This window comes from Kitasatospora sp. NPDC059747, assembly GCF_042732955.1.
Lineage (GTDB): Bacteria > Actinomycetota > Actinomycetes > Streptomycetales > Streptomycetaceae > Kitasatospora.
Genome location: NZ_JBHWGV010000064.1, coordinates 34984 through 52658, shown reverse-complemented (window position 1 = coordinate 52658; position 17675 = coordinate 34984). Strand labels below are relative to the sequence as shown.

The window sequence follows — 17675 nt, the reverse complement described above, 5'->3', positions numbered from 1 at the left end:
CGACCTCTCGGTGGTCAAGCGGGTCTGCGACCGCGTCGCGGTGATGTACCTGGGCCGGATCGTCGAGATCGGCGACAATGCCGAGGTGTACGGCAACCCGGCGCACCCGTACACGAAGGCGCTGCTGTCGGCCGTGCCGCTGCCCGATCCGGCCGCGGTGCGGGGGGGCCGGCGGGAAGGGCGGGCGGGCGCCCCCCCGGGCGGGTGGGGTGGGGCGGCGGGGGGGCGCGCGGCGGCGCCCCGCCCCGCCCCCCGCCCACTCCGGTGCCCCTGCGGCGGTTCGCCCGTCGTGGAGGCGGTTTCGGACAGCTCCGACAAGAAGAAGGAGTGCTCATGGACCGCCGGATCTTCGGGCTGGAGAACGAGTACGGGGTCACCTGCACGTTCCGCGGGCAGCGGCGGCTGTCGCCGGACGAGGTGGCGCGGTACCTGTTCCGCCGCGTCGTCTCCTGGGGCCGCAGCAGCAACGTGTTCCTGCGCAACGGCGCCCGGCTGTACCTCGACGTCGGCTCCCACCCCGAGTACGCCACCCCCGAATGCGACGACGTGGTCGAGCTGGTGACGCACGACAAGGCGGGCGAGCGCATCCTCGAAGGGCTCCTGGTGGACGCCGAACGGCGGCTGCACGAGGAGGGCATCGCGGGGGACGTCTACCTCTTCAAGAACAACACCGACTCGGCCGGCAACTCCTACGGCTGCCACGAGAACTACCTGGTGGCCCGGCACGGCGAGTTCTCCCGGCTGGCCGACGTGCTCATCCCGTTCCTCGTCACCCGCCAACTGATCTGCGGCGCGGGCAAGGTACTGCAGACGCCGCGCGGCGCGGTGTACTGCGTGAGCCAGCGGGCCGAGCACATCTGGGAGGGCGTCAGCTCCGCCACCACCCGCTCCCGCCCGATCATCAACACCCGCGACGAACCGCACGCGGACGCCGAGCGCTACCGCCGGCTGCACGTGATCGTCGGCGACTCCAACATGTCGGAGACCACGACGCTGCTCAAGGTCGGCGCCACCGACCTGGTGCTGCGGCTGATCGAGGCTGGCGTGGTGATGCGCGACCTCACCCTGGAGAACCCGATCCGGGCGATCCGCGAGGTCAGCCACGACCTCACCGGCACCCACCAGGTGCGGCTCGCCAACGGGCGGGAGGCCAGCGCGCTGGACATCCAGGAGGAGTACTACACCAAGGCGCTGGAGTTCGCCGACCGCAAGGGCATCAACACCGGCACCATCGCGCAGGTCCTCGACCTGTGGGGCCGCACCCTGGAGGCCGTCCGCTCCGAGCGGCTGGACGGGGTGGCCACCGAGATCGACTGGATCATGAAGTACAAGCTCATCGAGCGCTACCGCGAGAAGCACCAGATGAGCATGTCCAACCCGCGGGTGGCGCAGATCGACCTCGCGTACCACGACATCCACCGCCGCCGGGGCCTGTTCTACCTGCTCCAGGGCAAGGGACAGGCGAAGCGGGTGACGACGGACCTCAAGACCTTCGAGGCCAAGTCGATCCCGCCGCAGACCACCCGGGCGCGGCTGCGCGGGGACTTCATCCGCCGGGCGCAGGAGCAGCGCCGGGACTTCACGGTGGACTGGGTGCACCTGAAGCTGAACGACCAGGCGCAGCGCACGGTGCTGTGCAAGGACCCGTTCCGTTCGGTGGACGAGCGGGTGGAGAAGCTGATCGCGGGGATGTGACCGAGCGGTCGTGGCCCACGCGCCATGATCGAGTCCGTGGAGCCGGCCCCGGTGGTGTCTACCGGGGCCGGACCCGTGCGGGGCATACGCTGTTCGTCGAGTCCGGAGAGCCGACTTCGAACGACAGTTAGGACCACCGTGCGCCGCACCGCCGGGTTGCTGATCACCCTTCCGCTGCTGCTGGCGGTCGCCTGCAGCAGTTCGACCAAGGCGGCCGGCCCGGCGACGCCGACCACGGCCAGCGCGGCCCCGACCGTGCCCACTCCGGTCGGCGAGGCTTCGCCGATGCCCACCCTTTCGGGCGGCGGCTTCGGCAGCAAGGCGACGATCACCCTGCCCGAGGGGCAGCAGCCCAGCGGCCAGTTCGTGGTGAACACCGTCAGCGAGGGCGACCGGCCCGCGGTGAACAAGGGCGACTGGGTCACGGTCAACTACACGGCGAAGGACTGGACCACCGGCAAGGACCTGCCGAGTTCGTACGACGCGGGTGGCAAGCCGCAGCTGTACCAGGCGGGCAGCGGCCAGCTGGTGCCGGCCTTCGACCAGAGCGTGATCGGCAAGAAGGTCGGCAGTCGGCTGCTCGTGGTGGCCCCGCCGGCGGCGGCCTTCGGCGACCAGGGCAGCAGCCAGCTGGGCGTGGCCAAGGGCGACACGGTGGTGTTCGTGTTCGACGTCATGGAGAGCCTGCCGCAGGACTCGACCCTGACCGGCGCGATGACCCAGGCGGCGGCGAACCTGCCGCAGGTCAAGGACAACGGCAAGGCCGCGGCGACGATCACCGTCCCGGCCGGGCAGGCCGCGCCCGCCGACCTCCAGCAGGCGGTGCTGGTCAAGGGTGAGGGCAAGCAGGTCAAGAGCGGGCAGACGCTGGTGGTGCAGTACACCGGGGTGCTCTGGAGCAACGGCCAGCAGTTCGACGCGTCCTGGACGCACGGCGGCGCGCAGGCGGTGCAGATCGGCACCGGGAGCGTGATCGAGGGCTGGGACAAGGGCCTGGTGGGCCAGAACGTCGGCAGCCGGGTGCTGCTGGTGGTGCCGCCCGCGCTCGGGTACAAGGACCAGGCGCAGGGTTCGGTGCCGGCGAACTCCACGCTGGTGTTCGTGATCGACATTCTGGAAGCGGTCTAGGAAGACTCCCGCAGGATTCCGTACGCTTGGGCGGGCGCTCGCACACGGAAGCGCCCGCCCTCATCCTGAACTGTCATACTGCCCTCGCACTGTGGCAGGCGCCTCCGGCGCCCGGGGCCCGGGCGGACGGTGCGACGGCAAACCGGCACTGAGCGTGCCGGTGGCAGAGCTCGAATGACCGGTGGCGAGATGGATGGGGAGTCATGACTGAGAAAGCGCCGAACCCCGGCGGGTCGGGTACCGCGGCGAACGACGGATCCTCGGGTGACCCGGCGGCGTCGCGTCCCGGCGGGCCGATGCCGGGCGACGGTGAGTCGATCGTCGTGCCGCCGTCGATCCTGAAGCAGCAGGCCGGCTGGGCGAGCCCGGAGGACCGGCCGCGGCCGGCCGGCGGGACGAAGACCGAGGAACCGCAGATCTTCGCCTCCAACGTGCGCAAGGTCGACAGCTCCGAGGCCGGGTACGACGAGAACCCGCCGTCGGTGGGCCGCCTCGGCGTGATCCTGGGCACGGTGCTCGCGGTGCTGCTGGTCGGCAGCGGCGTGACGCTCTACATGGTCAACAAGGACAACGGCTCGTCGGAGGCCAAGCCGGACGCCGCCAAGAGCGCGCCCGCCACGCCGACCGCCGACCCGGTGCCGCCGGTCAAGGACGACGCCAAGGTCCTGCCGACGATCACCGGAGACTTCGGCAAGAAGGCCGACATCCAGGTGCCGTCCGACCAGCCCGACGGCTCGTTCGTGGTGAAGGTGCTGTCCGAGGGCACCGGCGCGAAGGTGGACAAGAACTCCTGGACCACCGTCGACTACACGGCGAAGAACTGGAACACCGGCAAGGACATCCCGAGCTCCTTCGACCAGGGCCAGAAGCAGCAGATCTTCCAGGCCGGCACGGACGCGCTGATCCCGGCGCTGGACCAGGCGGTGCTCGGCAAGAAGGCCGGCAGCCGGGTCCTCGTGGTGGCGCCGCCGGCCGCGGCCTTCGGCGCGCAGGGCAAGCCGGACATGTCGATCGGGGCCAAGGACAACCTGATCTTCGTGATCGACATCCGCAACAGCACCGCGCCCGACGCGACGGTCAGCGGCACGGTCACCCCGCCGCCGGCGGGCTTCCCGCAGGTCAAGGACAACGGCAAGAAGCCGGCCGAGATCACCCCGGTGGCCGGCGCGGCCGACCCGACCGAGCTGAAGACGCACGTCCTGATCAAGGGCACCGGCCCGGTGGTGGAGAAGGGCGAGAAGGTCGTCGTCCAGTACACCGGCGCGCTGTTCAAGGACGGCAAGGTCTTCGACTCCTCGCTCGGCAAGGGCCAGGCGTTCAGCTTCGCCGTCGGCGGCGGCCAGGTCATCCAGGGCTGGGACCAGGGCCTGGCGGGCCAGACCGTCGGCAGCCGGGTCGAGCTGGTGATCCCGGCGGCGCTGGCCTACGGCGACAAGGGCCAGGGCGAGATCCCGGCCAACGCGCCGCTGGTGTTCGTGGTCGACATCCTGGACGCGGGTCAGGGCTGATCCACTTTCGGGTGACAATGGTGTGCGTGTGACCTTCGGGACCGGCCGCGTGGCCGGTCCCGTACGGGCGGCGGGCGCCCGTACCGTGGTCCGGACGGACCGGGTGCGGGCGCCCGCCGCTTGGTCATGGAAGCAGAGAAAACCGTGAGAAGAGGGACTGTGAGCCTCAACGAGAAGCCTGAGATCGATTTCCCCGGCGGCGACGCTCCGACCGAGCTGCAGATCCGCGACATCGTCGTCGGTGACGGCGCGGAGGCCAAGAAGGGCCAGGTCGTCAGCGTCCGCTACGTCGGCGTGACCTTCGAGACCGGCGAGGAGTTCGACGCGAGCTGGAACCGGAGCCCCAACGAGTTCCGTTTCCCGCTGGGCGCCGGCCGCGTCATCAAGGGCTGGGACCAGGGTGTCGAGGGCATGAAGGTCGGCGGCCGCCGCGAGCTGGTCATCCCGTCGCACCTGGCCTACGGCGCGCAGTCGCCGTCGCCGCTCATCCCGGCGCACTCGACCCTGATCTTCGTGGTCGACCTGCTGGGCGTCTGAGCCCGTCGCGGCCGTGGGCCGGACCCCTCCGGGGGCCCGGCCCACGGGCGTTTGCGGATGCGGCTTTTGCGGTGCGTACCGCTACCGGTACGGTCGGTCCCGCCGGGTGACGATCGTCCGGCGGCGCACCCCGCGCACGGCGCGGCACACCGGAAGGGTCAGCGATGGCGATCGCCAAGGCAGAGCGGCTGATGAATCTCGCCCTGTGCCTGATGAACACCAGACGTCCGCTCTCCAAGAAGGAGCTGCGGGAATCCATCGAGGCGTACCGCGAGGCCTGGCAGAACAGCAGCGAGGACGCCTTCAACCGGATGTTCGAGCGGGACAAGGACGACCTGCGCGAGCTCGGCCTGGTGATCGACGTCGACGAGAACGCCCTGGACGGCGAGCTCGGCTACCTCGCCCGCGCCGACCGCAACCGGCTGCCCGAGATCGCGCTGGACGCCGAGGAGGCGGCCGCCCTCACGCTGGCCGCGCGGGTCTGGCAGCAGGCCAAGATGTCCGGCGCCGCCAGCGGCGCGCTGCAGAAGCTGCGGGCCGCCGGGGTGCCGTTCGCCGAGGCCGAGGCGCGCTCCGCCCTGGAACCGCGCATCCCCGCCCGGGAGGCCGCGTTCGAGCCGCTGCTCACCGCCGCCCGGGACCGCCGTCCGGTCACCTTCGAGTACCGCAAGGCCGGTGCCGCCGCCGTCGAGCAGCGCAGCGTCGAGCCGTGGGCGCTGGAGTGCTGGCGCGGGCACTGGTACCTGGCCGGATGGGACCGCGATCGGGGCGACGCCCGGGTGTTCCGGCTCAGCCGGATCACCGGCAAGGTGCGGGCGAAGACCGGCGCCTTCCTCGGCACCGTGCCGGAGCACGTGGACGTGCGGGCGACCGTCGCCAAGTTCGCCGGCGAGGGCGCCACGGCCACCGCGACCGTGCGGGTCCGGCGGGGCGCGGGCTTCCCGCTGCGCACCAAGGCGCTGAGCACCGGCCGGGTCGACGAGGCCTGGGACGAACTGGAGATCCCGTACGGCAACGGGCTGGGCGCCGACCTGGCCGAGTTCGGGCCGGACGTCGTGGTGCTCGGGCCGGAGGAGCTGCGGGCCGACGTGATCGAGCGGCTGCGGGCGGTCGCCGGGCCGGACGTGGTGGAGGGTGTGCGGGCGTGAACGAGCGAAGCGAGCGAACGATGAGCAGGTGCGTATTGTGCGAAGCGCCCGCCGAGCGCAGCGAGGTGGACGCATGAGTAACGCTATTGACCAGACGCGACGGATGCTGTCGCTGGTCACCTACCTGCGGGAGCGGCCCGGGGCCGAGGTCGCCGAGGTGGCCCGCGCGTTCGGGATCACCGAGCGCGAGCTGATCGGGGACCTCAACGTGCTGCCGATGTGCGGCACCAGCTTCCGCGGCGGCGACCTGCTCGACATCGACACCGACGGCGAGCGGATCTGGTGGCACAACGTCGACGACGTGGCGCAGCCGCTGCGGCTGGCCGCAGACGAGGCCACCGCGCTGCTGGTCGCCGCCCGCGCGGTGGCCGGGCTGCCCGGTCTGCGGGCCGGGGACCGGGAGGCGCTCACCCGGGCCGTCGCCAAGATCGAGAACGCGGCGGGGGAGAGCGCCGAGGGCAGCGCCCGGGTCGGCGTGACGTTCGAGGCCGAGAGTCACGTCTTCGCCGACATCGACCGCGCGCTGAGCGAGGGCCGCCGGCTGTGGCTGCGCTACTACTCGCACGGGCGCGGCGGGATGACCGAGCGCGAGGTCGACCCGATCCGCCTGCTCACCGAGGGCCACACCTACCTGGAAGCCTGGTGCCGCACCTCGGAGGACCACCGGACGTTCCGGCTGGACCGGGTGGCCGAGATCCGGGTCCTGGACGTGCCCGCCGACCCGCCCCGGCGCGAGCCGCGGGACCTGTCCGGCGGGCTGGTCAACCCGGCGGCGGACGACCCGGAGGTGGTCGTCGAGGTGTCCTCCGGCGGGCGCTGGGTGGCCGAGTACTACACCCACGACCGGGCCGAGGAACTGCCGGACGGCGGCCTGCGGATCACCCTGCGCAGCGCCGACCCCTCCCAGCTGCGCCCGCTGGCGCTGCGGCTGGGCCGGGACGGGCGGATCGTGTCGCCGCCGCAGCTCGCCGAGCAGGCGCGCGCGGCGGCCCGGGAGGCGCTGGCCGCCTACGGGGAGGGGCGGGACTGAGCCGTGGAGCCCGGTACCAGATTCAAGGTCTACTGCTCGCAGTGCCGGGAGAAGGTGGAGCTGCCGGCCGAGGAGTTCCGCCTGACCCTCGGCCGCACCCCGGAGCAGGCGCACTACAGCTTCGGCTGCCCACTGTGCGGGGCGGCGGTGCGCAAGGCCGCGGGGGAGAAGATCGTGGCGGCGCTCACCGGGGCGGGAGTGCGCACCATGCGGCTCGTCCCGGCCGAGGGGTAGCAGTCCGGGCCCGGGACCTCGGCCCGTATAGGGTGGGCGGCATGTCCTGGATGCTCGTCGCCGCCGTCCTGCTCGCCACCGCGGGCCTGCTGGTCCTCGGCGTCCTCGGGATCCGGCTGTGGCTGGACGTCCGGGCGCTGGCCAAGGGCGTCGGCACGGCCTCGCGGGCGCTGGCCGACGCGGCCGAGGAGCTGGCGGCGGCGGTGCCCTCCCGCTGAGGACTGCGTCACCAGGTCGTACGGGGACTGCATCCCGGGTGTAGGGGCGGGTTACGCTCTGAGGTGGCTCCCGAACTGCGAACCGGGGGCCGCTGTCCTTGTTCGGGCGGACGTCGTCGGGGTGTCATCCGCAGCGGTTACCATCCGCCGCGGGCGGTCCGCCGGTGCCGCGTTGACTGAAGGTGGTCGAGCATGCGCATCTCGATGACCGCGATCGTCGTGGTCGTGGTAATCGCCATCGTGCTTTTCGGTGCCAAGCGGCTGCCCGATCTGGCGCGCTCGCTCGGCCAGTCGATGCGGATCCTCAAGAGCGAGGCTAAGGCGATGCGCACGGACGGCGAGGCCGCGGAGCCCGCGCCGGCGCCGCCGGTGAGCGGCGGTGCGGCCAAGACCATCCAGACCGCGCCCGGTGCCACCGGCACGGCCCGGCCGGTGGCCGAGCCCGCCGAGCGGCCCGCCGCGGACGGCGACCGGCCGCACTGAGCGCGGCGCACGTGACGCACGCGACCACGGAGGCCCGTCGACCGGCGGGCCTCGACGCACGAGTTGAGGACCGGGGTTGAGCAAGCTCTCCAAGGCGCCGAAGGCGTCCAAGGATCCTGAGGGGCGGATGGCCCTCGCCGATCACCTGCGGGAACTGCGCAATCGCGTGGTCAAGTCGGTCATCGCGATCGTGCTGATCACCATCGTCGCGGCGATCTACCACAAGCCGATCGAACACTTCCTGCTGGAGCCGCTGCCGCAGTGCACCCCGGACACGGCCGACCAGTTCGACGGGAAGTGCGCTCAGGTCTCGACGATCGGTCTGACCTCCGGTTTCACCTGGATGCTCCAGGTGGCACTGACGGCCGGTGTGGTGGGCGCCGTGCCGGTCTGGCTGTGGCAGGTGTGGGCCTTCGTGGCGCCGGGCCTTCACCGGCACGAGAAGAAGTACACGGTCATCTTCATGGCGGCCGGGGCGCCGCTGTTCCTGGCCGGCGTGGGCTGCGCCATCCTGACGCTGCCGACCACGGTCCAGGTGCTGATCTCGTTCACCCCGGACAAGACCACGCCGATCCTGCCGCCCAACGACTACTTCGACATCGCCACCCGCATGGTGCTGGTCTTCGGCGCGGCCTTCGAGTTCCCGCTGCTGCTGGTCATGATGAACATGGTCGGCATGGTCACCGGCAAGCGGCTGCTCGGCTGGTGGCGCGGGATGGTCATGGGCATCACGGTGTTCGCCGCGTTCGCCACCCCGAGCGCCGACCCGGTCAGCATGCTGGTGCTGGCCGCGCCGATCTGGGCGCTGTACTTCGCCGCGGTGGGCATCGCGCTGTTCAACGACCGGCGCAAGCGCCGCAACAACCCGGACGCGGACCTGGACGACGAGGAGGCCTCGCACGTGGACCTCTCGGTCGAAACGGTCGCGGGGGCGGAGGCCATCGAGGCTTCGTCGGCGCCGGCGGCGAGTGCTCCGGTGCCGGCCGCGCGCCGGGAGCAGATGGACGACATCACCTGATCCGTTGATCCGCTGATCGCCGGCCCCGGCCCGTCGCACCCCGTGTGCGGCGGGCCGGGGCTTTTGCGTCGCTTGGGTCCGGTTCGCGTTTCGTCGCGGCACTCTTGGCAGGGCTGATGGCATGTGACATATTACTGCCGTGCCCAAGACCTGGAGACCTCCCCTGGACGTCGTCGTGGTCGGCGCCGGAGTCGTCGGCGCCGCCTGCGCCTACTACGCGGCCCGCGCCGGGCTCGCCGTCGCCGTCGTCGACCGCGGGCCGGTGGCCGGCGGCACCACCGGCGCCGGCGAGGGCAACCTGCTGGTCTCCGACAAGGAGCCCGGGCCCGAGCTCGACCTCGCGCTGCTCAGCACCCGGCTGTGGCGCGAGCTCGCCGGGGAACTCGGCGCCGCCGTGGAATACGAGGCCAAGGGAGGCCTGGTCGTCGCCCAGGCCGCGGCCGGGCAGGAAGCCCTGCGCGCCTTCGCCGCGCGCCAGGCGGCCGCCGGGGTGGTCGCCGAGGAGGTGCCCGCCGAGCGGCTGCGGGAGCTGGAACCGCACCTCTCGCCGGGCATGGCCGGTGGCTTCCACTACCCGCAGGACGCCCAGGTGCAGCCCGCCCTCGCCGCCGCCCACCTGCTGCGCGCGGCCCGGCGGATGGGCGCGGAACTGATCACCGGTGAGACCGTCCGGACCGTCCGCCGGGGGGCGGACGGCGCCGTCCTCGGCGTCGGGACCGACCGGCGGCGGCTGGACGCGCCCGCCGTCGTCAACGCCGCCGGGACGTGGGGCGGGGAGCTCGCCGCGCTGGCCGGGGTGCACCTGCCCGTCCTGCCCAGGCGCGGGTTCGTCCTCGTCACCGAGCCGCTGCCGCGGATCGTGCGGCACAAGGTCTACGCCGCCGACTACGTCGCCAACGTGGCCAGCGGGTCGGCCGGGCTGGAGACCTCGGCCGTGGTCGAGGGCACGCCCGGCGGGCCGGTGCTGATCGGCGCCAGCCGGGAGCGGGTCGGCTTCGACCGGACGCTCTCCCGGGAGGTGCTGCGGCGGCTCGCCGCGCAGGCGGCCGAACTGTTCCCGGTGCTCGCGGACGTCGCCGTGATGCGCGCCTACCGGGGATTCCGCCCCTACCTGCCGGACCACCTGCCGGCGGTCGGCGCCGACCCGCGCGTGCCCGGGCTCTACCACGCGTGCGGGCACGAGGGCGCCGGGATCGGGCTCGCCCCGGCGACCGGGCTGCTGATCGCCGAACAACTGACCGGCAAGCAGCCGGAGTTCGACCTCACGCCGTTCCGGGCCGACCGATTCCCGGCCGCCTGACCCGCACTTCCCCCGACCGGATTGGAGAGGCCCTCGATGCGCCGCCGCACACCCGCCGAGCTGGTCGGGGCCGAGCCCGGGCCCGCCCACCACATCGACTTCGACGGACGGCCCGTGCCCGCGCTGCCCGGCCAGTCGATCGCCGCCGCGCTCTGGGCCGACGGCGTCCTCGCCTGGCGCACCACCCGGGCCGGCGGGCGGCCCCGCGGGGCGTTCTGCGGGATCGGCGCCTGCTTCGACTGCCTCGCCACCGTCGACGGCCGCCCCAACCAGCGCACCTGCCTGCTCCCCGCCGAGCCCGGCACCACCGTCACCACCCAGGAGGGCCACGGCCGTGCCGACCTCGCCGTCTGAACCATTCGAGCCGTTCGAGCCGTCAGGTCCGCCAGCGCCGTCAGGTCCGTCAGCGCCGTCAGGGCCGGTCGAGCCGCCGGAAGCGGCGCAGCCCTTCCCGTACGACCTCGCGGTGATCGGGGCCGGCCCGGCCGGGCTCGCCGCCGCCGTCACCGCCGCCGACCTCGGGCTGCGCTGCGCGCTGCTCGACGGGGGCCGGCAGACCGGCGGCCAGTACTACCGCCACCCCGCGCCCGGCCTCCGGGCCGCCCGGCCCGACCGGCTGCACCACGGCTGGTCCGTCTACGCCGACCTGGCCGGCCGGCTCGCCGCGCACGAGCGGACCGGGCAGGTGCGCTTCCTCGGCGGCCACCAGGTGTGGGCGCTGGAGCGCACCGGCGACGGACTCGCCGCGCACGTCACCCTCGGGCCGGAGGCCGGTGACCGGACCACCGTGCGGGCCGCCGCCGTGCTGCTCGCCACCGGCGCGTACGAGCGGCAGCTGCCCTTCCCCGGCTGGACCCTGCCCGGGGTCGTGACCGCGGGCGGCGCCCAGGCCATGCTCAAGGCCGGGCTGGTGCTGCCCGGCCGGCGGATCGTCGTGGCCGGCAGCGGGCCGCTGCTGCTCGCGGCGGCGTCCTCGCTGGTCACCGCCGGGGCCGAGGTGCCCGCGGTGGTCGAGGCCGGCGACTACCTCGGCTACGCGCGGCGCCCCGGCGTGCTGGCGGCCGTTCCCGCCAAGCTCGTCGAGGGCGCCGGGCACGGCGGCGCGCTGCTGCGCCACCGGGTGCGGCTGCGCCCGCGCAGCGCCGTCGTCGAGGCGCACGGCACCGACCGGGTCACCGCCGTCACGGTGGCCCGGCTGGACGCCGACTGGCGGCCGGTGCCCGGCACCGGCCGCCGGATCGCCTGCGACGCGCTCGCCGTCGGCCACGGCCTGCTGCCGCAGATCGAGCTCGCGACCGAGCTCGGCGCGGACACCGTGACCGGCCCGGACGGCGCGGTCGCGCTGCGGGTGGACGCCCGGCTGCGCACCAGCGTCCCCGGCCTGTGGTCGGCGGGGGAGACCAACGGCGTGGGCGGCGCGGACCTCGCGGTCGCGGAGGGCGCGCTGGCCGCGCACGCGGTCGCCGGCCGCACCCCGGAGCCGGCGCTGCTGCGCCGCCGGGCCCGGCGGCGGGCCTTCGCCGCCCTGATGGCCGCCGCCCACCGGCCCGGCCCCGGCTGGACGGACTGGCTGCGCCCGGACACCGACGTGTGCCGGTGCGAGGAGGTGCCGGTGGCGGCGATCCGGGAGGCGGTGGACGAGCTGGGCGCGGGGGACCCGCGGACCGTCAAGCTGCTGACCCGCGCGGGGATGGGGTGGTGCCAGGGCCGGATGTGCGGTCCGGCGGTGGCCTGCCTGTCCGGCGCCGGCGGCGCCTGCAGTCACGGGGGAGCGGGGCCCGACCGGCGGCCGTTCGCCTGCCCGGTGCCGCTCTCGCAGCTGGCGGCCGGCGACTGAGCCGGGCCCGACCGAACACGGGGGCCGGGGACTCTTGTCTCCGGCCCGTCCCCACTAATAAAATGTCACACCTCACCAAGGAGTCATCATCGTGTCCCACACCCCGCACGACACCACCCGGCCCTGGCGCGGCATCATGGTCGCCACCGCGATCCCGCTGCGCCAGGACCTCTCCGTCGACTACGACGCCTACGCCGAGCACGTCCGCTGGCTGATCGACAACGGCTGCGACGGCGTCGTCCCCAACGGCTCGCTCGGCGAGTACCAGACGCTCACCGACGACGAGCGCGCCCGCATCGTCCGGGTGGCCGTCGAGGCGGCCGGCGACGGCGCCCGCGTCATGCCCGGCGTCGCCGCGTACGGGAGCGCCGAGTCCCGCCGCTGGGCCGAGCAGGCCGCGGAGGCGGGCGCCGGCTCCGTCCTGCTGCTGCCGCCGAACGCGTACCGGGCCGACCACGACGCCGTCCGCGCGCACTACGCCGAGGTGGCCCGGGCGGGCGTGCCGGTCGTCGCGTACAACAACCCGATCGACACCAAGGTCGACCTCGTGCCCGCGCTGCTCGCCGAACTGCACGCCGAGGGCTCGATCGTCGCGGTCAAGGAGTTCAGCGGCGACGTCCGCCGGGCCTACGAGATCGCCGAACTCGCGCCCGGGCTCGACCTGCTGATCGGCGCGGACGACGTGCTGCTGGAGCTCGCGCTGGCCGGCGCGGTCGGCTGGATCGCCGGCTACCCGAACGCGCTGCCGGAGGCCTCGGCGGCGCTCTACAAGGCCGCCGTCGCGCACGACCTGGAGACCGCGCTGCCGCTCTACCGGGCGCTGCACCCGCTGCTGCGCTGGGACTCCAAGACCGAGTTCGTCCAGGCCATCAAGCTCTCGATGGACATCGCCGGGCGCCCCGGCGGGCCCGTCCGGCCGCCGCGGCGGCCGCTGGGGGCCGAGGCCGACGCGGCCGTCCGGGCCGCCACCGAGAAGGCGCTGGCCGAGGGCCTGTCCTGAATCCGTAGCCGACGAGCCGGCTGACGGGGCAGCCGGCCCATCCTCCGAGGGAGTTCCGACACATGCGCAGCCGTCACGTGTTCCACGCCGTCGACTCGCACACCGAGGGCATGCCGACCCGGGTCGTCACCGGCGGGTTCGGTGTCGTCCCGGGTGCCACCATGGCCGAGCGCCGGGTGCACTTCCAGCAGCACCTGGACCACTTCCGCACCCTGCTGATGTACGAGCCGCGCGGGCACGCCGCGATGAGCGGCGCGATCCTGCAGCCGCCGACCCGGCCGGACGCCGACTACGGGGTGCTGTTCATCGAGGTCTCCGGGCTGCTGCCGATGTGCGGGCACGGCACGATCGGTGTCGCCACCGTGCTGGTGGAGACCGGGATGGTGCCGGTCGTCGAGCCGGTGACGACCGTGCGGCTGGACACGCCCGCCGGGCTCGTGGTCGCCGAGGTGCGGGTCGAGGACGGCGCGGCCAAGGCCGTGACCATCCGCAACGTGGCCTCGTACGCCGTCGCGCTCGACCGCAAGATCGACGTGCCCGGGTACGGGACGGTCAGCTACGACCTCGCCTACGGCGGCAACTTCTACGCCATCCTGCCGCTCGCCGAGTTCGGGCTGCCGTTCGAGCGCGAGCGCAAGCAGGACATCCTCACCGCCGGGCTGGCCCTGATGGACGCCATCAACGCCGGCCCCGAGCGGCCGGTGCACCCGGAGAACCCGTCCTTCCACAGCTGCCACCACGTGCAACTGCTCGCCCCCGGCTCGACCGCCGAGCACTCGCGGCACGCGATGGCCATCCACCCCGGCTGGTTCGACCGCTCGCCGTGCGGCACCGGCACCTCGGCGCGGATGGCGCAGCTGCACGCGCGCGGCGAACTGCCGCTCGGGCGGGACTTCCGCAACGACTCCTTCATCGGGACCACCTTCACCGGGCGGCTGGTCGAGGAGACCGAGGTGGCCGGGCGGCCCGCGGTGGTGCCGACCGTCACCGGGCGGGCCTGGGTGACCGGCACCGCCCAGTACTTCCTCGACCCCACCGACCCGTTCCCCGCCGGCTTCCTGCTGTGACGGAGCCTGCTGTGACGCTCCACCCGAAGGGCTTCTGGCTGTGACCATCACCTCGTACAACCCCGCCGACCCCGCGGACCTCGTCGTCGCCGTCGACGAACCCGGCGCCGACGCCGTCCGGGCCGCCGTCGCGCGGGCCCGCGGCGCCCAGGCGCGGTGGCTCGCCGCGGGCGCCGGCGCCCGGTCGGCGGCGCTCGGCCGGATCGCCGACGCGGTCGAGGCGCACGCGGAGGAGCTGGCCTCGCTGGTCGTGCGCGAGGTCGGCAAGCCGCTCGCCGAGGCGCGCGGCGAGGTCGCCAGGACGGCGGCGATCTGGCGGTACTACGCGCAGGCGCCGTACGCGCCCTCCGGGGCCGTGCACGAGACCGCCGGCGGGCCCGGGCTGCTGCTCACCCGGCGGCGGCCGCACGGGGTGGCCGGGCTGATCGCGCCGTGGAACTTCCCGCTGGCGATCCCGAGCTGGAAGGCCGCGCCGGCGCTGGCGGTCGGCAACGCCGCGGTGCTCAAGCCGGCCCCGGAGGCGACCGCGTGCGCGCTGCGGCTGGCCGAACTGGTGGCGCTCGCCGGGCTGCCGGCGGACGTGCTCACGGTGCTGCCGGGCGGCGCGGAGGAGGGCGCGGCGCTGGTCGACGCGGCGGACGTGGTGTCGTTCACCGGCTCCACCGGGGTCGGCCGGGCCGTCGTGCGGGCGGCCACCGAGCGCGGCGTGCCCGTGCAGGCCGAACTCGGCGGGCTGAACGCGGCGCTGGTGCTGCCGGACGCCGACATCGCGCAGGCCGCCGGGCACATCGCCGCCGCCGTCGCCGGGTACGCGGGGCAGAAGTGCACCGCCACCAGCCGGGTGATCGCGGTCGGCGAGGCGTACGAGCCGCTGCGGGACGCGCTGGTCAAGGCGCTGGAGGCGGCGGACGACGCGGTCTGCGGGCCCGTCATCAACGCCGCGGCCCGGGACCGGCTGACGGGGGCCGTCGAGTCGGCCGTGGCCGCCGGGGCCGAACTGCTCACCGGCGGACGGGTGCCCGCGCGGGCCGGCTGGTACGTCGAACCGGCGCTGCTCACCGGGGTGCCCGCCGAACACCCGCTGGCGCGCGAGGAGTTCTTCGGCCCGGTCGCCGTGCTGCACGCCGCGCCCGACCTCGACGCGGCGATCGCGCTCGCCAACGACACCCCGCACGGCCTCGCCACCTCGGTGCACAGCCGCAGTCTGGACGTCGCCCTGGCGGCCGCCGACCGGCTGGACGCGGGCATGATCCGGATCAACGCGCCGTCCAGCGGCGTCGACTTCCACCTGCCGTTCGGCGGCGCCAAGGGCGCGAGCCACGGGGAGCGTGAGCAGGGGCAGGCGGCGCTCGACTTCTACACCGTCGGGCGGACGGTCAGCGTGCTGCCCGCCGGGGGTGTGTGATGTACGTCCGGACCGTCGACTACCACACGGCCGGCGAGCCGTTCCGGATCGTGCTGGACGGCGCCCCGGTGATCCCCGGGGACAGCGTCGCCGAGCGGCGGGCCATCGCGATCGGCGCGGGCGGCAGTGCCACCGCGCCCCGGCCGGGTGCGCTGGACGACGTCCGCCGGCTGCTCGGCCGCGAACCCCGCGGGCACGCCGGGATGTACGGCGGGTTCCTGGTGCCGCCGGACGACGACGAGGCGCACCTGGGCGTCCTGTTCTGGCACAAGGACGGCTACTCGACGGCCTGCGGGCACGGCACCATCGCGCTCGGCGCGTGGGCGGTCGACTCCGGGCTGGTCGCGGCCCCCGCGGACGGCGTGGCGCGGGTGCGGATCGACGTGCCGTCGGGGCGCGTCACGGCCCTCGTCCACCGGGCCGGCGGGCGCACCACCGGGGTGACCTTCCGCAACGTGCCGTCGCGGGTGAGCGCGCCGAAGCTGGCGGTGGCGACCTCGCGCGGCACCGTGGAGGTCGCGGTGGCGCACGCCGGGGCCTGCTACGCCTCGGTGTCGGCGGCGGCGCTGGGCCTGACCGTCGACACCGCCCGGCTGCCGGAACTCACCGCCGCAGGGCGGGAGATCAGGCGGGCGCTGGAGGGTTCGGAGGCGGTGGCGCATCCGTCGGACCCGCGGCTCTCGGGCGTGTACGGGGTCGTGCTGTACGACGAACTCCCCTGGGACGGCGAAGGGTTGAGCCAGCGGAACGTCACCGTCTTCGCGGACGGGCAGATCGACCGCTCGCCCTGCGGCTCCGGCACCTCCGCCCGGCTCGCGGTGCTCGCGGCCGAGGGGCGGCTCGCGCCGGGCGAGGAGCTGCGGCACGAGTCGGTCATCGGGACGGTGTTCCACGGGCGGGTGCTGCCGGGCGGCGACCCGCTGGGCTCCGGCGTCGTCACGGAGGTGACGGGGACGGCGCACCGCACCGGGGAACACGGATTCGTGCTGGAAGAAGGGGACGGGCTCGGGGCAGGATTCCTGCTGTGACTTCTTCTGACGCGAATTACTCCGTACCGCCCGGCACGGCGACCGAGCCGCTCCGGTACGCCGTGTCGGGCACCGGGTCCGTCACGCCCGCCCGGGCCGCCGGCGCGGTCGAGCGGATGCTGCTCGACGGGTTCGACCCCGAGGCCGCGCCCGTCCGCACCGGGGTGCCCGTCCCGGCCGGCGAACTGCTGATGATGCCCGCCGCCGCCGGGCGGTACGCGGGCGTCAAGATCGCCGGTGTCGCGCCCGCCAACCCCGGGCGCGGCCTGCCCCGGATCACCGGCAGCTACCTCCTGCTCGACGGGCCCACCCTCCAGCCCGTCGCGCTGCTCGACGGCGCCGCGCTCACCGCGCTGCGCACGCCCGCCGTCACCGCCGTCGCCCTGCGCCGGCTCGCCCCGCCGGAGGCCGCGCACCTCGTGTTGTTCGGCGCCGGGCCGCAGGCGTACGGGCACCTCGACGCGCTGCTCGCGATCCGGCCGCTGACCCGGCTCACCGTGGTCGCGCGCAGCGCCGGGCCCGCCGAGGCGCTGGCCGCGTACGGGCAGGGGCTCGGGCTGGCGGCCTCGGTCGGCGGGCCGGAGGCCGTCGCGGCGGCGGACGTGGTGGTGTGCTGCACCACCGCGCGCACGCCGCTGTTCGACGGCGCGCTGGTGCCCGCGCACGCGGCCGTCGCGGCGGTCGGCTCGCACGAGCCGGACGCGCGGGAGGTGGACGCCGCGCTGGTCGGGCGGGCCGAACTCTACGTCGAGGCGCGGGCGGTGGCGGCCCGCGAGGCCGGGGACCTGATCATGGCGGGGGTCTCCGGACGCCAGGTGTGGAACCTGGCCGAGCTGGTGCGCGGCGACGTCCACGTACCGGCGGACCGGCCGCGGTTCTTCAAGAGCGTCGGCATGGCCTGGGAGGACCTGGCCGTGGCGGCGGAGGTGCACGCGGGCGGCTGAGGACGGCGGGTTCCGTGGGCCGCCGGCCGTTGTCACGGCCGACGGCCGCTGCCACGATGAGCTGCGGCTCGAATCGCGGACCGTTGCGCACGCAC

At 74.3% G+C, this 17675-nt stretch carries 18 protein-coding genes and 1 pseudogene; all 19 read left to right on the top strand.

What is annotated here, in order from left to right:
* Nucleotides 1-199 (top strand): annotated as a pseudogene (locus tag ACFV4G_RS26095) (peptide ABC transporter ATP-binding protein); the annotation flags it as partial.
* Nucleotides 200-333: 134 nt separating this feature from the next.
* Entirely contained in the window at nt 334-1695 is a 1362-nt protein-coding gene (gene pafA / locus ACFV4G_RS26090) for a Pup--protein ligase (protein WP_359972401.1), read from the top strand.
* 138 nt (nt 1696-1833) lie between these two features.
* The gene (locus ACFV4G_RS26085) at nt 1834-2823 is read left to right on the top strand and encodes an FKBP-type peptidyl-prolyl cis-trans isomerase (protein ID WP_380444396.1); all 990 of its coding nucleotides are present in this window, start codon (nt 1834-1836) and stop codon (nt 2821-2823) included.
* A 203-nt stretch (nt 2824-3026) separates the two neighbouring features.
* Nucleotides 3027-4331, top strand: a complete 1305-nt coding sequence (locus ACFV4G_RS26080) for an FKBP-type peptidyl-prolyl cis-trans isomerase (RefSeq protein WP_380444394.1) — start codon at nt 3027-3029, stop codon at nt 4329-4331.
* A gap of 126 nt (nt 4332-4457) precedes the next feature.
* Nucleotides 4458-4868 (top strand): FKBP-type peptidyl-prolyl cis-trans isomerase, encoded by a 411-nt coding sequence (locus ACFV4G_RS26075; RefSeq protein WP_380444392.1) that lies wholly within the window; start codon nt 4458-4460, stop codon nt 4866-4868.
* Nucleotides 4869-5032: 164 nt separating this feature from the next.
* Nucleotides 5033-6016, top strand: coding sequence for a helix-turn-helix transcriptional regulator (locus ACFV4G_RS26070; protein WP_380444391.1), 984 nt, complete (start codon nt 5033-5035; stop codon nt 6014-6016).
* A gap of 73 nt (nt 6017-6089) precedes the next feature.
* Nucleotides 6090-7046, top strand: a complete 957-nt coding sequence (locus ACFV4G_RS26065) for a helix-turn-helix transcriptional regulator (RefSeq protein ID WP_380444389.1) — start codon at nt 6090-6092, stop codon at nt 7044-7046.
* A gap of 3 nt (nt 7047-7049) precedes the next feature.
* The gene (locus tag ACFV4G_RS26060) at nt 7050-7280 is read left to right on the top strand and encodes a hypothetical protein (protein ID WP_380444387.1); all 231 of its coding nucleotides are present in this window, start codon (nt 7050-7052) and stop codon (nt 7278-7280) included.
* 41 nt (nt 7281-7321) lie between these two features.
* Nucleotides 7322-7498 carry a hypothetical protein gene (locus ACFV4G_RS26055; RefSeq protein ID WP_359972417.1) on the top strand — a complete coding sequence of 59 codons (177 nt, stop codon included), beginning with the start codon at nt 7322-7324 and terminating at the stop codon, nt 7496-7498.
* A gap of 192 nt (nt 7499-7690) precedes the next feature.
* The gene (gene tatA / locus ACFV4G_RS26050; protein WP_380444385.1) at nt 7691-7981 is read left to right on the top strand and encodes a Sec-independent protein translocase subunit TatA; all 291 of its coding nucleotides are present in this window, start codon (nt 7691-7693) and stop codon (nt 7979-7981) included.
* Between the two features lie 127 nt (nt 7982-8108).
* Complete coding sequence (gene tatC / locus ACFV4G_RS26045) at nt 8109-8999, top strand: twin-arginine translocase subunit TatC (protein WP_380444404.1); 891 nt, start codon at nt 8109-8111, stop codon at nt 8997-8999.
* 139 nt (nt 9000-9138) lie between these two features.
* Nucleotides 9139-10299 carry an NAD(P)/FAD-dependent oxidoreductase gene (locus ACFV4G_RS26040; RefSeq protein ID WP_380444383.1) on the top strand — a complete coding sequence of 387 codons (1161 nt, stop codon included), beginning with the start codon at nt 9139-9141 and terminating at the stop codon, nt 10297-10299.
* Nucleotides 10300-10335: 36 nt separating this feature from the next.
* Nucleotides 10336-10653 carry a (2Fe-2S)-binding protein gene (locus tag ACFV4G_RS26035; protein WP_380444381.1) on the top strand — a complete coding sequence of 106 codons (318 nt, stop codon included), beginning with the start codon at nt 10336-10338 and terminating at the stop codon, nt 10651-10653.
* A gap of 112 nt (nt 10654-10765) precedes the next feature.
* Nucleotides 10766-12136, top strand: coding sequence for an NAD(P)/FAD-dependent oxidoreductase (locus tag ACFV4G_RS26030; RefSeq protein ID WP_380444380.1), 1371 nt, complete (start codon nt 10766-10768; stop codon nt 12134-12136).
* 136 nt (nt 12137-12272) lie between these two features.
* On the top strand, nt 12273-13136 hold the full coding sequence (locus tag ACFV4G_RS26025; RefSeq protein ID WP_380444402.1) for a dihydrodipicolinate synthase family protein: 864 nt from the start codon (nt 12273-12275) through the stop codon (nt 13134-13136).
* 62 nt (nt 13137-13198) lie between these two features.
* Entirely contained in the window at nt 13199-14203 is a 1005-nt protein-coding gene (locus ACFV4G_RS26020) for a proline racemase family protein (RefSeq protein WP_380444378.1), read from the top strand.
* Between the two features lie 40 nt (nt 14204-14243).
* Nucleotides 14244-15608, top strand: coding sequence for an aldehyde dehydrogenase family protein (locus ACFV4G_RS26015; RefSeq protein WP_380444376.1), 1365 nt, complete (start codon nt 14244-14246; stop codon nt 15606-15608).
* Nucleotides 15608-16636 carry a proline racemase family protein gene (locus ACFV4G_RS26010; RefSeq protein WP_380444374.1) on the top strand — a complete coding sequence of 343 codons (1029 nt, stop codon included), beginning with the start codon at nt 15608-15610 and terminating at the stop codon, nt 16634-16636. The genes ACFV4G_RS26015 and ACFV4G_RS26010 overlap by 1 nt, the downstream gene beginning before the upstream one ends.
* On the top strand, nt 16633-17580 hold the full coding sequence (locus ACFV4G_RS26005) for an ornithine cyclodeaminase family protein (RefSeq protein ID WP_380444372.1): 948 nt from the start codon (nt 16633-16635) through the stop codon (nt 17578-17580). Before ACFV4G_RS26010 ends, ACFV4G_RS26005 begins: the two co-directional genes overlap by 4 nt.
* Nucleotides 17581-17675: the final 95 nt, after the last annotated feature.

Coding starts and splice junctions, on each gene's coding strand:
- ACFV4G_RS26035 (WP_380444381.1), top strand. CDS start 10,336: ATGCGCCGCCGCACACCCGCCGAGCTGGTCGGGGCCGAGCCCGGGCCC.
- ACFV4G_RS26070 (WP_380444391.1), top strand. CDS start 5,033: ATGGCGATCGCCAAGGCAGAGCGGCTGATGAATCTCGCCCTGTGCCTG.
- ACFV4G_RS26075 (WP_380444392.1), top strand. CDS start 4,458: ATGGAAGCAGAGAAAACCGTGAGAAGAGGGACTGTGAGCCTCAACGAG.
- pafA (WP_359972401.1), top strand. CDS start 334: ATGGACCGCCGGATCTTCGGGCTGGAGAACGAGTACGGGGTCACCTGC.
- tatA (WP_380444385.1), top strand. CDS start 7,691: ATGCGCATCTCGATGACCGCGATCGTCGTGGTCGTGGTAATCGCCATC.
- ACFV4G_RS26080 (WP_380444394.1), top strand. CDS start 3,027: ATGACTGAGAAAGCGCCGAACCCCGGCGGGTCGGGTACCGCGGCGAAC.
- ACFV4G_RS26065 (WP_380444389.1), top strand. CDS start 6,090: ATGAGTAACGCTATTGACCAGACGCGACGGATGCTGTCGCTGGTCACC.
- ACFV4G_RS26010 (WP_380444374.1), top strand. CDS start 15,608: ATGTACGTCCGGACCGTCGACTACCACACGGCCGGCGAGCCGTTCCGG.
- tatC (WP_380444404.1), top strand. CDS start 8,109: ATGGCCCTCGCCGATCACCTGCGGGAACTGCGCAATCGCGTGGTCAAG.
- ACFV4G_RS26020 (WP_380444378.1), top strand. CDS start 13,199: ATGCGCAGCCGTCACGTGTTCCACGCCGTCGACTCGCACACCGAGGGC.
- ACFV4G_RS26055 (WP_359972417.1), top strand. CDS start 7,322: ATGTCCTGGATGCTCGTCGCCGCCGTCCTGCTCGCCACCGCGGGCCTG.
- ACFV4G_RS26025 (WP_380444402.1), top strand. CDS start 12,273: ATGGTCGCCACCGCGATCCCGCTGCGCCAGGACCTCTCCGTCGACTAC.